We start from the raw sequence: 13168 nt of genomic DNA, 5'->3' as shown, positions 1-13168 counted from the left end.
CGAAAGCCAAAAAGGCGGCTCAAGAGCAACCTGCCACTCCGCCAGTCTCTGATGCGGTAGCAGATACCGAAGTTGATCCACGTAAAGCGGCTGTCGCTGCAGCTATTGCGCGTGCCAAAGCTAAAAAAGCAGCTCAAGAGCAACCTGCCACTCTGCCAGTCGTTGATGAGGTAGCGGATACCGAAGTTGACCCACGTAAAGCGGCTGTCGCTGCAGCTATTGCGCGTGCCAAAGCTAAAAAAGCAGCTCAAGAACAACCTGCCACTCCGCCAGTCACTGATACGGTAGCGGATACCGAAGTTGATCCACGTAAAGCGGCTGTCGCTGCAGCTATTGCGCGTGCCAAAGCTAAAAAAGCCGCTCAAGCAGAACAACTCGCACAAGAAGAGCTTACTCCCGCTGCCGAACAACCCATTGAAGAGGAAACCGACCCTCGAAAAATTGCCGTTGCCGCTGCAATCGCGCGAGTAAAAGCGAAGCAAGCACAAAAACAACATGAACAAACGACTACAGAGTAAGTGATAACGAGATGAAATTTAGGCCAATTGATGCGAAAAATCGCCGTTTAAAAATTGCTAGCGCGCCATTTACTCATAATAAACAAAGCACCAGCTTAGTCATGCTTTGGGTACTTTTAGCTGCAATACCCGGTATTGCGGCTCAAGTTTATTTTTTTGGCGTTGGCACCTTATATCAAATTATTTTAGCGATGCTAACAGCCGTTATCACAGAAGCGGTTTCTATTCGTTTACGCAAACAACCTGTAGTTCCTGTACTAAAAGATAATTCAGCCATTGTAACTGCTTTATTATTAGCCATCAGCCTACCACCGCTCTCACCTTGGTGGTTAATCGTATTAGGGACATTTTTTGCTATTACGATTGCTAAACAATGTTATGGTGGATTGGGACAAAACCCTTTTAACCCCGCGATGGTGGGCTATGTTGTTTTATTGATATCATTCCCTGTTCATATGACAAACTGGCTACCCCCGCATGAATTACAGAATATGTCGGTTTCAGCCCTTGATAGCCTATCAATTATTCTCAGTGGCCATACACCAACAGGTATTACTCTCGAGCAACTACGAACGGGAATTGATGGTATGAGCCAAGCAACCCCGCTTGATAGCTTTAAAACGGGCCTACTGACTCATTCTATTTCTGAAGTATTACAACAACCTATTTTGCAAGGTTCCTTAGCCGGTATTGGTTGGCAATGGGTAAATATTGGCTATTTAGTTGGCGGTTTGTTCTTATTACAGCGCCGTATTATTAGCTGGCATATCCCAGTGTCGTTCTTAGGTACGTTGGCAATCTTAGCTATTGTTAGCCACTTAATTGATGATAGCCAGCATGCATCACCATGGGTTCATCTATTGTCTGGCGCCACTATGCTAGGGGCATTTTTTATTGCCACTGACCCTGTTACCGCATCGACAACACCTAAGGGACGAATTATTTTTGGTGTGATCATTGGTTTCCTTGTTTGGGTGATCCGTGTTTACGGTGGTTACCCTGACGCTGTCGCATTTGCCGTGTTACTCGCCAATATTACCGTTCCATTAATTGATTACTATACGCAACCTCGTGCGTACGGCCATGGGCATAAGTAAGGATAACCGTATGTTAAACACGATGAAACGCCATGGTGTAACGTTAGCAATCTTTGCGGCAGGCACGACCGCGCTTAGTGCTGCAGTGTACACGTTAACTAAAGAGACTATTGCTGAACAAGCCGCTATTGTTCAGAAAAAAATACTCGACCAAGTTATACCAAGTGATTTATATGACAATGACCTCGCAAAAGAGTGTTATTTAGTCACTAATGAGGCCATACTTGGTAACAAACAACCTAGGCGTTTGTATCTAGCCCGTAAAAATGGCGAACCCGTTGCTGCGGCATTAGAAACAACGGCATTAGACGGCTACTCTGGCGCGATACATTTATTAGTTGGAACCGATTTTAACGGCACAGTATTGGGAACTCGTGTAACAGAACATCATGAAACACCTGGGCTTGGTGACAAGATTGAGACACGAATATCTGATTGGATTACTTATTTTAGCGGTAAGAAAATAGCCTCTGACAATGACCCTAAATGGGCGGTTAAAAAAGACGGTGGTGAATTTGATCAGTTTACTGGAGCAACAATTACGCCCAGAGCAGTCGTCAATGCGACTAAACGTACTGCTGTATTTATGCAACAAATTCCACAACAATTATCGAATTATCCACGCTGTGGGGACGAATAATGAGCGATACATCTAAAGACTTATTAATGCAAGGTTTGTGGAAAAACAACTCTGCATTGGTTCAACTATTAGGACTTTGTCCGCTTCTTGCTGTTTCATCAACAGCAACAAACGCATTAGGGCTAGGCTTAGCGACAACATTAGTCTTAGTTTGTACTAATGTTGCAGTTTCTGCTTTACGTCGTTGGGTACCATCAGAAATTCGCATCCCTATCTACGTGATGATTATTGCCTCTGTTGTTAGTGCCGTACAAATGCTAATCAACGCATATGCTTTTGGTTTATATGAATCTCTCGGGATCTTTATTCCGTTAATCGTCACCAACTGTATTGTTATTGGGCGAGCAGAAGCCTATGCATCTCGTAATCCTGTTGGGTTATCTGCTCTAGATGGGTTTGCCATGGGCTTAGGCGCAACGGCGACCTTGCTTGTTCTAGGGTCAATTCGTGAAATTTTAGGGAATGGTACCTTGTTTGATGGTGCTGACTTGTTACTTGGTTCTTGGGCCACCTCCCTTCGTATTGAAGTATTACATCTTGATTCTCCATTTTTACTCGCTATGCTACCGCCTGGTGCCTTCATTGGGCTAGCGTTACTATTAGCAGCGAAGTACTTAATTGATGAAAAAATGAAAAAAAGAGCCGCACGACAATCCAGTATTCAACCCGAGCGTGAATATGAAAAACAGCAAGGTTGCGGTAGCCATATTTCTTAACAACGATATTTTGTGAGCAATGAATAAATCAAAACGCATTGAAATTCTAACTCGTCTACGGGATAACAACCCACACCCGACAACGGAGCTAGAATTTAATTCTCCTTTTGAGCTATTAATCGCCGTTTTATTGTCAGCTCAAGCGACTGATGTGAGTGTTAATAAAGCGACAGCGAAGCTATACCCTGTTGCTAATACACCTGAAACTATTATGGCGCTAGGTGTGGATGGGATAAAAGAATACATTAAAACCATTGGCTTATTTAATACTAAAGCTGAAAGTGTCTATAAAACCTGTCAAATTTTAATCGAAAAACACAACAGTCAGGTTCCTGAAAACCGAGAGTCTTTGGAAGCCTTACCGGGTGTTGGCCGTAAAACTGCAAATGTGGTTCTTAATACCGCATTTGGCTGGCCGACTATCGCTGTTGACACACATATTTTTCGTGTCTGCAATCGTACTAACTTTGCTCCGGGTAAGAATGTTGTTGAAGTAGAAGAAAAACTCCTTAAAGTTGTACCCGCAGAGTTTAAAGTAGATTGCCACCATTGGTTTATTTTGCATGGACGTTATACTTGTATTGCCCGCAAACCCCGCTGTGGCTCATGTATTATTGAAGATTTATGTGAATTTAAAGAAAAAATATACCCAGAAGATTAGTCAAAATGCTATTTTTATACATTACCAATAAACGGTATTTTTAATGATGAATCTAGTCAGTAACGCATTTTTTCCTTGCTCTAAGACTTTGTCTTACGTAACAATAGAGCCAAACCCAATATCAATAAAACGGTAAGTATGTTCCAAGACAACCCACTGCTCGCACAACTTAAACAAAAACTACATGCCCAGACTCCACGCGTTGAAGGGCTGGTAAAAAGCACAGAAAAAGGCTTTGGCTTTCTCGAAGTTGATGGCCAAAAAAGTTATTTCATTCCGCCGCCTCAAATGAAAAAAGTCATGCATGGCGATCGCGTTATTGCTGCAGTTCGTACAGATAAAGACCGCGAATTTGCAGAACCAGAAGAGCTGGTAGAACCTTTTTTAGATAGGTTTGTTGGGAAAATACAAAAAAAAGACAATGATAACCGCTTATTTGTCATTCCCGATCACCCATTACTGAAAGATATGATTTCTTGCCGTCCTGTTAATGGCATCAATCACGAATTCAAACAAGATGATTGGGTTGTTGCACAAATGCGTCGCCACCCATTAAAGGGTGATAAAACTTTCTACGCTGAAATAACTGAATTTATCACCGATGGTGATGACCATTTTGCCCCTTGGTGGGTAACGTTACGCCGTCACCAATTAGACCGTGATGAACCTAAAATGGTTGATAGTGAACGTGACGATCAAGGAATTGAACGTGTTGATTTAACTCACTTGCATTTTACGACGATAGACAATGCTAGTACTGAAGACATTGATGACGCGCTCTATGTTGAAAGAACCGATAATGGAGATTTAAAGCTGTATATCGCTATCGCTGACCCGACAAGTTATATACCAGAAGGCAGCGAACTAGATAAACTGGCATTAGCCCGCGGCTATACCAACTATTTGCCTGGTTTCAATATTCCAATGTTACCGCGCAGATTATCTGACGACCTATGCTCTTTACGCCCAAATGAACGCCGCCCTACTTTAGTCTGTATTGCGCTAATTAAAGAAGATGGATGCATTGACGATCACATTGAGTTTTTCAGTGCTTGGGTTGAATCGAAATCTAAATTAGTTTATGACGAAGTCTCTGATTGGCTTGAAAATACAGGCAGTTGGCAGCCAGCAAATGATACCGATAAACAGCAAATTTTACTCCTTAAAGAAATGTCAGATAGACGTTTACAATGGCGTGAAAATAATGCCCTCGTCTTCAAAGACCGCCCCGATTACCGCTTTGTATTAGATGATAAAGGCAATGTGGTTGACATCGTGACTGAACGTCGCCGTAGCTCTAATCGCATTGTTGAAGAAGCTATGATCGCGTCTAACCTCTGCGCTGCTGCAGTACTAAAAGAAAAATTAGGGTTTGGGGTGTTTAATGTGCATATGGGGTTTGAACCTCTGCAAATTGACCAAGTCGTGCAAACACTAAAAGATAACGGTATTGAAACAACGGCTGAATCGTTGTTATCACTAGAAGGTTTCCGTCAACTACGCCGTCAATTAGATGCACAGCCGACTCAATTCCTTGATAGCCGAATTCGTCGTTACCAAACTTTTGCGGAAGTCAAAGCTGAGCCCGGTCCACATTTTGGTTTAGGGTTTGATGCTTATGCGACTTGGACTTCACCAATTCGTAAGTATACCGATATCGTCAATCATCGTTTAATAAAGTCTATTATTGCCGGTAAACCTTCTACGGATAAACCCTCCGAAGAATTATCAATCAAATTAGCTGAACGTCGTCGTGCAAATCGTATGGCTGAACGTGATGTTGGTGACTGGCTCTATTCGCGTTACTTAAAGCCTTTTGAGGGTACAGATACTAAATTCCCAGCTGAAATTATCGATATTACCCGTGGTGGAGTGCGAGTTCGCTTAGTCGACAATGGTGCCGTTGCATTTGTCCCTGCCCCCTTTATTCATAGCGTTCGTGATGAGATTCAATGTAGCCAAGAAACAGGCAATGTGCTTGTTAAAGGTGAAATAGCTTACCAACTTAACGATATTATTAATGTCACCATTAATGAAGTTCGTATGGAAACACGTAATATCGTTGCTAGACCAGCCGAATAACAACTTTTCTGCTATTCTTAAAAGACCATAGTTTGATATCTATGGTCTTTTATTTTTCTATAAATTGTTTTTTAACATCATATTCGCATTAAACGTTAAACAGCGAGCACTTTTCCAGATCTTTTCCTGATTATTCTTATTCGTATAATAACCTATCATGATATTTTGTTAACTGTTAAATCTGTACTAAGGATCACTAAAATGAACACAGTAAGCAAACGTATTTTATCATTCATGGTGATAGCCACAGTCGCTATCAGTGTCAGTGCCTGTTCAAATATGTCTAAACGCGATAAAAACACAGCGATTGGTGCTGGTGTAGGTGCTGTTGGTGGTGCCGTACTGACAGGCGGAAGCTCCGTAGGAACCGTTGGCGGTGCTGCAATTGGTGGAATTATCGGTCACCAAGTCGGTAAATAAATCTCATTACATCCTTTATTTTCTCTCCTTAATCTACAATAGCGTTCATCATGAACGCTATTTTATTTTTCATATCCGATAATCTATTAAACTATTGACGGAAAAAAGTGTACAAAGTACACTTATAATTAATGCAAAGGGAGGGAACCCTGTGAGTCACGCAATTGAATTTATTGAAACGAGCTTTTTTACTAAACAAATCCAATCGATAGCAACACAAGAAGAACTTAGGACACTACAAAATGAACTTATCGCATGGCCAGATAAAGGCGATATTATCCAAGGAACAGGTGGTCTTCGCAAAATTAGGATGGCAACAGGTAATAAAGGAAAAAGTGCAAGTGTACGGGTTATTTATTTCCTAGCTACAGCAGAAATCATTTATTTTATAATGGCTTACCCAAAGAATGTCAAAGATACGCTAAATGACTTAGAAAAAGCAGAATTAAAGAAACTAACGAAATTACTAAAAAATGAGGTATAAAATGAGTATATTCAACGAATTAAAAGCCTCTTTAGAAGAAGCTGTTGACATTAAACACGGTCACCAAAAAGCTGCTAATGTCACTCGTTACGAAATTACTGACGTCAAAGCAATTCGAGAACAACTTAATGTTTCACAAAGCGAATTAGCTCATGCGCTAGGGACGAGTATCGACACCATTAAAAGTTGGGAACTTAAACGACGTAACCCAACAGGATTAGCGGCTAAAATACTCATTGCTATTAAGCGAAATCCTGCTTTATTTGCCGAGTTAGCAGCAATTTAACCACTTCTTCGTTATAAAATGAGTGGCTCTCTAAGTCGCCACTCATGAAAAATAGCAAAATTGTCGAGTCAATCAGCCACCAGCTAACTTGACTTGAAAACCTTTCGCCTCAAGGTACTGTTTAATAACATCGCGTTTATCGCCTTGAATTTCAACGTTACCATCTTTGACAGCCCCGCCACAGCCACATTTCTTTTTAAGGTCAGCCGCTAGTTTTGCTAATTCGCTATCTTCAAGGTCAAGACCTGTAACAACACAAACCCCTTTCCCTTTGCGTCCTGATGTCTCACGGCGAATTCGCACAATACCATCGCCTTTAGGCCTTTCAACCTTGCGTTTCTCGTCAGCAATACGTCCTGTCTCTGTACTGTAAACAAGACGACTATTTGAATCACTCATAGCAAACCTTCAATAGATTGATTGATTTGTTGTAATGTGACCGTTGGGTTTTCACTGCGTGTAATTGGACGCCCAATCACCATATAATCGACACCTGCTTTCACTGCATCTTGTGGTGTCATAATGCGACGTTGATCCCCGACATCACTACCTGTAGGGCGAATACCTGGGGTAACCAATTTGAAATCAGCACCACATAACTGCTTTAAACGTTGAGCTTCATGAGCAGAGCAAACAACACCGTCCAACCCACATTGCTTCGTTAATAAGGCCAAACGCTCTGCATGAACTGCCGGTGAAACGTTAATTCCAACACCTGAGAGGTCAGATTCATCCATACTCGTTAATACTGTTACTGCAGTAAGTAATGGCGCTTCTTTACCATAAGGCTCAAGAGATTGGCGCGCCGCTTCCATCATACGAGCCCCACCACCAGCATGGACATTAACCATCCATACCCCCATTTCAGCTGCAGCCGCAACCGCACGAGCAACAGTATTTGGAATATCATGAAATTTCAAATCTAAGAAAATATCAAAACCACGTTCATGGAGTGACTTAACAAATTGAGGACCATTAAAAGTAAACATTTCTTTGCCAACTTTTAAGCGACAATCACGTGGGTCAATACGATCCACAAAAGCCAAAGCTTCATTAGCATCTTCATAATCAAGTGCCACAATAATTGGTGAATGTGTGTGGTTCTCAGTTGAGGAAATCATTTCTTAGCCTTTAAAGAGTCGTTATTATTTAAAAAGTGACGCTGTCACTGACCATCTAGCCCGCGAATAGGTTTAATTGTGTCCCAAGAACGACAAGATGGACAATGCCAATATAATGCACGCGATGTAAACCCGCATTTATGGCAGCGATAATCGGGTTTTGTACGAATTTGTTCCCCTACCATTTTACGCAGCAAAATCAAACTTTCTTTTGCCCTTCCATCTTCAGCTTCTTCAAGATGGTAATCCATTAAACGATAGAATAAACGCATGGTAGGATGGCGTTGAATTTGGTCGTTAATGTAATTCGCAGCCGCTTCATGATTTTGTTTTTCAACAATAATATCGGCTAAGTAAAGTTCTGCGATAGCCCCTGAATTACCTGCAACACACTGACGAAGGTAATCTTCCCACTCATCTGCTTGGCCAGTATGTTGGTAGCAATCAAACAGTAAAGGTAATGTTTCAGCAACGAGTTCTCTATCTTGTTCATAGACTTGTTTTAAGACATGAACCGCTTTGTCGTAATTACCTTGCTCGATAAACAACCGACCTTTCATAATCGAAACTCGAGCGCAGTGGTTATCGGCTTGCTCTGCCTTATTTAACAATGTCAGTGCATCTTCAAGATCATCGCTAGCGAGTTGTTGGGTCGCTAATTCACAATAAAAATGCGCAATTTGCTCACGTAACTCGGGGTGCCCTAATTTAACAAGTTTTCCTGCTATTTCAATGGCTTTTGTCCAGTCACTGGTAAGCTGATAAATATTTAAGAGGGATTGTAAGGCACTTTGTTTGAAATCGACTTCGTCTGTCAATTGCTGAAACATATTTTCTGCACGGTCATAAACCCCTGCAGCCATGTAATCTCGGCCAAGCTGTTGGGTTGCTAATAAGCGTTGTTCAAATGACAAAGCGGCACTTTCCACCAGCGATTGGTGAATACGAATAGCACGTTCAACTTCCCCGCGAGAGCGAAATAAATTTCCCAGCGTGAGATGAGCCTCAAAAGCGGAACTGTCTTCATTTTTCAGCATATCGAGGAATAAATCGACAGCTTTGTCTTGTTGATTAGATAATAGGAAGTTAACGCCTGTAACATAATCACGTGACAAGCGATTCGCATGTTGTTGCTTATCTTGTTGAGCACTTCTGCGCCCCATGTACCAACCGTAAGCAGCAGCAACCGGTAGCAGCAGAAACAGCAACTCGAACATACAGGATTATTCCTTGTTCTGAGTCGTCACTAATGAGGTTGAGTCGGAAATATTACTTTCTCCAGCACCTAATTGTGATTCTAAACGTCGAATTTTACGACGTGCGTTTTTCAGGCTAACGATGACTCGTAAATAAAACACGGCACAGACTAGCCAACCTAGCACAAAACCGACACCAAAAAGTGATGCAAGAAGGGTCGATAATGAAAAATCCCCTTTTGCAATCAGGTAGTTAAATGTAATAACCTGATCATTGCTTGAACCTAGCGTAATCGAAACAATAAAAAAAGCGACCGCTAGTAATAAAATCAGAAAATATTTCACATTTATTCCCGTTATCAGTTCTATTCATCCAATAATATCTACCTGTTAAGGTAGCATTTCCAGCGCATTCAGACAAAGCAATTTATTTTATACAATGAGATATTTAAGTTAGATCTCCCCTAATAATGGCCAACTTGATGAAAGATTAATCGGCTTTACTAAATAGTCCCCATGCCCGTAAAATATAATAACCAAATATGGTAAAACAAGCACTGATGATCACTGAAGTTATTATATCTATAGGCCAATGCATTCCCAACAACATCCGACTAAACGCAATACCCTCTGCCCAAATAGCAAGCCCTATCGATAAAGCATATAAACGCTGTTGCCAAAAAAGCACAATTAAAAACAATGCCCAGCCTGCTGCAAATAACATATGACCCGAAGGAAAAGAATACCCCGTTTCTGCTTGCCAATGTTTACGCTGCCACTTAGCTATATTTTCATCTTGTTTAACCGTATTTTTAATTAATTTCGCTCGTTCACTACGTTTTAACTCATAAAACTCTGATGAAGGAATTTGATATTGAGTTGCCAACCATTCCACATAAGGACGCGGTTCTTTAAATGTGCTTTTTAATGCGCTCTTCAAACCTTGTTGCAGTAATACCGCACTGACCAGAACAAGCAAAATTTTCAGTCGCTGTTTCTTTTCTGAACGGAAAACGAATATAACGACTCCAAGAAATAACAAAGACGTTAAAATACTATAAGGCGCTCCCGCAGTGTCTGTCAGCCAAAGAAGCCATTTCATTGAGTTAAACTGGGTTTCTGGTGACCAATGCCACCCTGTAACTATCATCACCATGGGAGGCATGATTAATAACAATGCAAAAGCACAAACAACCAAAACCGTTTTTTTCATTCAATGTATTCCAAATAAAGTTTTATTAAATATACAAATATTCCATTCACCTATTATTAACTCTGTTATAGTAATACAGCGTTGGTCGTGTGCAAAGAATACCAACCTCTATATGCTAATCGTCATATAGCGTCGATGTATTATAGTTAAGCTACTTTATATCGATAAACGTTATTAATTAAGCAAGAGTTACTTTAACTAATGAAAGAAAATATGCAGCTAAAACGCGTTGCCGAAGCAAAACTCCCAACACCTTTCGGTGAGTTTTTAATGGTGGGTTTTGAAGAAATCGCAACCGGTCGTGATCATGTAGCGTTAATTTTTGGCGATATCTCAGGAGATACACCGGTACTTAGCCGGATCCACTCCGAATGTTTAACAGGAGATGCGTTATTTAGTCTACGTTGCGATTGTGGTTTTCAATTAGAAGCCGCGCTCTCTCAGATTAGTAAAGAAGGCCGAGGGGTATTACTTTATCATCGTCAAGAAGGCCGAAACATAGGCTTGCTAAATAAAATCCGTGCTTATGCATTGCAAGATCAAGGCCTTGATACGGTTGAAGCCAACATCAAACTTGGATTCAAAGCCGATGAACGTGATTTTACCTTATGCTCTGATATGTATAAATTATTGGGAATTAATGAAGTCCGTTTATTGACAAATAACCCGAAAAAAATAGACATCATGCGTGAAGCTGGAATTAACGTGGTAGAGCGTGTTCCACTGATTGTCGGTCGTAATCCAAGTAACGAACATTACCTTGACGTTAAAGCAGAAAAAATGGGACACATGCTATTTAAGCATCAGTGATCTCACCAAAGGAAGAGTGTTCTGCTCTTCCCTTTCTTCTCCTCATTCTGATTATCATCATTCAAAGTGTGCCATTTACCCGCTGCTATATTCACTTTCTTTCTATAAGGTTTATACTGTTAGCCATCTGATTACCCTGACGAATAAACTGAGCTCTTGAGGTTTATTCCGCATACTACCAGGAGATACTGTGAACAACCTGCATTCCATTCAACGCATGAGAAGATTGCGTAAGACCGAAAAACTCCGCACTTTATTCCAAGAAACCCACCTTTCCGTTAATGACCTTTGCTTGCCAATTTTTGTTGAAGAAGAACTCGACGACTATATGCCAATCAATAGCATGCCGGGTGTTATGCGTATTCCTGAAAAACGCCTTGCCTATGAAATTGAGCGTATCGCAAATGCAGGAATAAAATCAGTGATGACCTTTGGGGTTTCCCATCATCTTGATGATAATGGTAGTGATGCATGGCAAGAGAATGGTTTAGTGGCACGCATGTCACGTATCTGCAAAGAAACCGTTCCTGAAATGATAGTGATGTCTGACACCTGTTTCTGTGAATACACCTCTCATGGTCACTGTGGCGTTATGCACGATCATGTCGTTGACAACGATGCAACTATCCATAACCTAGGTTTACAAGCGGTTGCCGCCGCACGTGCAGGCGCTGATTTCATTGCCCCTTCTGCCGCAATGGATGGCCAGGTTGCTGCAATCCGTCATGCTCTTGATGAAGCAGGCTTTACAGACACTGCAATTATGTCTTACTCCACAAAATTTGCATCCGCACTGTATGGCCCATTCAGAGATGCAGCAGGTTCATGCCTTAAAGGCGATAGAAAAACCTATCAGATGAACCCAATGAACCGCCGTGAAGCGCTCCATGAGTCACTAATTGATGAGCGCGAAGGTGCTGACGCGCTAATGATAAAGCCTGCCGGAGCGTATTTGGATATTATTCGTGATTTACGCGAACACACTCAATTACCCATCGGGGCTTATCAAGTCAGTGGAGAATACGCACAAATTAAATTTGCTGCTCAAGCGGGTGCAATTGATGAAACGCGTGTGGCTCTTGAAACACTAGGGTCAATTAAACGCGCAGGCGCTGACCTTATTTTCACTTATTTCGCTTTACAATTAGCCGAAGCCAACGCGTTATAATCTCATTCAGTTAAAAAAAACCGCGTTACTGTACATAAACACAGTATCGCGGTTTTTTGTCATTTATGTTGAATAATAGTACTTAAAGCGCCTAACTTATAGCCAGTTGGCTATTTTGCTCTTTGCAATTCAAGTTGTTGGGTTAATGTTTGCACATAATGCTGTGCTTGCTCTGGCGTTGCTAAACCGGCAATTAATAAATCTTGTTTACCCGCAGATGTTGTTGCAACTACTCCCCAGTAATCAACTTCAACCGTAATACTCTCAGGGTTTTGATCGGGCATAGGCAAAATATCAAAGTAGTCTTGTAATGGTGCAATGGTAATGGTGGTGTAATCTGCATTTAAGCCGAGTGGAAATTCTTTGTCTGCATATAAACGCAAATCATGGACTTCCGTTTCAGGTGTTCTCATCACAATAGAATATAAGTTAGGTATGTGCTCCAAAATGTCACGAACCTCTTCGTTCGCACCATCAAAATGGGATGTGGTTAATAAGATATCTGCTGCCCACAATGCCCCTTTATAGAAATCGGTTTCATTGATATCTGCCATACTCATTTCCTTTATAGTGTTTTCGATAAGCTCAGTTACATGGTGACCCGTGCTAAAGCTATTACATTCAATTAATTTGCACAAAGAAACTTATTTATGGCGAACTTCACCCTATTTTCATTTAGCCTAGTAGCGACTATTTTCTCCTTTAATCTACCGTCTATTTAACACCATAACGTAGATTGCTATCAAAAATATTGAG

General features: G+C 41.2%; 16 protein-coding genes and 1 pseudogene. 11 read left to right on the top strand and 6 right to left on the bottom strand.

Annotated features, from left to right (window positions below):
- The 9 genes and pseudogenes from PR767_RS20945 to nadS all read left to right on the top strand — a co-directional run.
- Positions 1-518 (top strand): annotated as a pseudogene (locus tag PR767_RS20945) (electron transport complex subunit RsxC); the annotation flags it as partial.
- An 11-nt stretch (positions 519-529) separates the two neighbouring features.
- Positions 530-1615: an electron transport complex subunit RsxD gene (gene rsxD, locus PR767_RS20940; RefSeq protein ID WP_004910990.1), complete on the top strand. Its 1086-nt coding sequence runs from the start codon at positions 530-532 to the stop codon at positions 1613-1615.
- Positions 1616-1625: 10 nt separating this feature from the next.
- Complete coding sequence (rsxG, locus tag PR767_RS20935; RefSeq protein ID WP_211888774.1) at positions 1626-2255, top strand: electron transport complex subunit RsxG; 630 nt, start codon at positions 1626-1628, stop codon at positions 2253-2255.
- Positions 2255-2971, top strand: coding sequence for an electron transport complex subunit E (locus PR767_RS20930; protein WP_004910994.1), 717 nt, complete (start codon positions 2255-2257; stop codon positions 2969-2971). Before rsxG ends, PR767_RS20930 begins: the two co-directional genes overlap by 1 nt.
- 19 nt (positions 2972-2990) lie before the next feature.
- Positions 2991-3632: an endonuclease III gene (gene nth, locus PR767_RS20925; protein WP_272520896.1), complete on the top strand. Its 642-nt coding sequence runs from the start codon at positions 2991-2993 to the stop codon at positions 3630-3632.
- Between the two features lie 138 nt (positions 3633-3770).
- Positions 3771-5714, top strand: a complete 1944-nt coding sequence (locus PR767_RS20920; RefSeq protein ID WP_109912262.1) for an exoribonuclease II — start codon at positions 3771-3773, stop codon at positions 5712-5714.
- A gap of 201 nt (positions 5715-5915) precedes the next feature.
- Entirely contained in the window at positions 5916-6134 is a 219-nt protein-coding gene (gene osmB / locus PR767_RS20915; RefSeq protein ID WP_004911006.1) for an osmotically-inducible lipoprotein OsmB, read from the top strand.
- A 151-nt stretch (positions 6135-6285) separates the two neighbouring features.
- Positions 6286-6618: a type II toxin-antitoxin system RelE/ParE family toxin gene (locus tag PR767_RS20910; RefSeq protein ID WP_109912263.1), complete on the top strand. Its 333-nt coding sequence runs from the start codon at positions 6286-6288 to the stop codon at positions 6616-6618.
- Between the two features lies 1 nt (position 6619).
- The gene (gene nadS / locus PR767_RS20905; protein WP_004911011.1) at positions 6620-6904 is read left to right on the top strand and encodes a NadS family protein; all 285 of its coding nucleotides are present in this window, start codon (positions 6620-6622) and stop codon (positions 6902-6904) included.
- Between the two features lie 72 nt (positions 6905-6976).
- On the opposite strand, the gene yciH is transcribed toward nadS, so the two are convergent.
- From yciH to PR767_RS20880, 5 genes are all read right to left on the bottom strand, one after another.
- Entirely contained in the window at positions 6977-7303 is a 327-nt protein-coding gene (gene yciH / locus PR767_RS20900; RefSeq protein WP_115167211.1) for a stress response translation initiation inhibitor YciH, read from the bottom strand.
- On the bottom strand, positions 7300-8025 hold the full coding sequence (pyrF, locus tag PR767_RS20895; RefSeq protein ID WP_109912265.1) for an orotidine-5'-phosphate decarboxylase: 726 nt from the start codon (positions 8023-8025) through the stop codon (positions 7300-7302). The genes yciH and pyrF overlap by 4 nt, the downstream gene beginning before the upstream one ends.
- Positions 8026-8069: 44 nt before the next feature.
- The gene (gene lapB / locus PR767_RS20890) at positions 8070-9242 is read right to left on the bottom strand and encodes a lipopolysaccharide assembly protein LapB (RefSeq protein ID WP_109912266.1); all 1173 of its coding nucleotides are present in this window, start codon (positions 9240-9242) and stop codon (positions 8070-8072) included.
- Between the two features lie 6 nt (positions 9243-9248).
- Positions 9249-9566 (bottom strand): LapA family protein, encoded by a 318-nt coding sequence (locus tag PR767_RS20885; RefSeq protein WP_004911022.1) that lies wholly within the window; start codon positions 9564-9566, stop codon positions 9249-9251.
- Between the two features lie 145 nt (positions 9567-9711).
- Positions 9712-10434, bottom strand: a complete 723-nt coding sequence (locus PR767_RS20880) for a phosphatase PAP2 family protein (RefSeq protein ID WP_004911026.1) — start codon at positions 10432-10434, stop codon at positions 9712-9714.
- A 213-nt stretch (positions 10435-10647) separates the two neighbouring features.
- Here PR767_RS20880 and ribA point away from each other — a divergent pair, with 213 nt between their 5' ends.
- Positions 10648-11244, top strand: a complete 597-nt coding sequence (gene ribA / locus PR767_RS20875) for a GTP cyclohydrolase II (RefSeq protein ID WP_004911029.1) — start codon at positions 10648-10650, stop codon at positions 11242-11244.
- A 190-nt stretch (positions 11245-11434) separates the two neighbouring features.
- The gene (gene hemB / locus PR767_RS20870; RefSeq protein ID WP_004911033.1) at positions 11435-12412 is read left to right on the top strand and encodes a porphobilinogen synthase; all 978 of its coding nucleotides are present in this window, start codon (positions 11435-11437) and stop codon (positions 12410-12412) included.
- Between the two features lie 110 nt (positions 12413-12522).
- Here hemB and PR767_RS20865 read toward each other — a convergent pair whose 3' ends face one another.
- Complete coding sequence (locus tag PR767_RS20865; protein WP_004911037.1) at positions 12523-12966, bottom strand: hypothetical protein; 444 nt, start codon at positions 12964-12966, stop codon at positions 12523-12525.
- Positions 12967-13168 lie beyond the last annotated feature (202 nt).

This window comes from Providencia sp. PROV223 (genome assembly GCF_028479245.1).
GTDB classification, from domain to species: domain Bacteria; phylum Pseudomonadota; class Gammaproteobacteria; order Enterobacterales; family Enterobacteriaceae; genus Providencia; species Providencia rettgeri.
Note: the sequence above shows the minus strand (reverse complement) of the source record. Positions and strands in the feature narration are given on the sequence as shown.

Bases quoted from the DNA above. Each gene is read 5' to 3' on its own strand.
- rsxD (WP_004910990.1), top strand. From the start codon at position 530: ATGAAATTTAGGCCAATTGATGCGAAAAATCGCCGTTTAAAAATTGCT.
- rsxG (WP_211888774.1), top strand. From the start codon at position 1,626: ATGTTAAACACGATGAAACGCCATGGTGTAACGTTAGCAATCTTTGCG.
- PR767_RS20930 (WP_004910994.1), top strand. From the start codon at position 2,255: ATGAGCGATACATCTAAAGACTTATTAATGCAAGGTTTGTGGAAAAAC.
- nth (WP_272520896.1), top strand. From the start codon at position 2,991: ATGAATAAATCAAAACGCATTGAAATTCTAACTCGTCTACGGGATAAC.
- PR767_RS20920 (WP_109912262.1), top strand. From the start codon at position 3,771: ATGTTCCAAGACAACCCACTGCTCGCACAACTTAAACAAAAACTACAT.
- osmB (WP_004911006.1), top strand. From the start codon at position 5,916: ATGAACACAGTAAGCAAACGTATTTTATCATTCATGGTGATAGCCACA.
- nadS (WP_004911011.1), top strand. From the start codon at position 6,620: ATGAGTATATTCAACGAATTAAAAGCCTCTTTAGAAGAAGCTGTTGAC.
- yciH (WP_115167211.1), bottom strand. From the start codon at position 7,303: ATGAGTGATTCAAATAGTCGTCTTGTTTACAGTACAGAGACAGGACGT.
- pyrF (WP_109912265.1), bottom strand. From the start codon at position 8,025: ATGATTTCCTCAACTGAGAACCACACACATTCACCAATTATTGTGGCA.
- lapB (WP_109912266.1), bottom strand. From the start codon at position 9,242: ATGTTCGAGTTGCTGTTTCTGCTGCTACCGGTTGCTGCTGCTTACGGT.
- PR767_RS20880 (WP_004911026.1), bottom strand. From the start codon at position 10,434: ATGAAAAAAACGGTTTTGGTTGTTTGTGCTTTTGCATTGTTATTAATC.
- ribA (WP_004911029.1), top strand. From the start codon at position 10,648: ATGCAGCTAAAACGCGTTGCCGAAGCAAAACTCCCAACACCTTTCGGT.
- PR767_RS20865 (WP_004911037.1), bottom strand. From the start codon at position 12,966: ATGGCAGATATCAATGAAACCGATTTCTATAAAGGGGCATTGTGGGCA.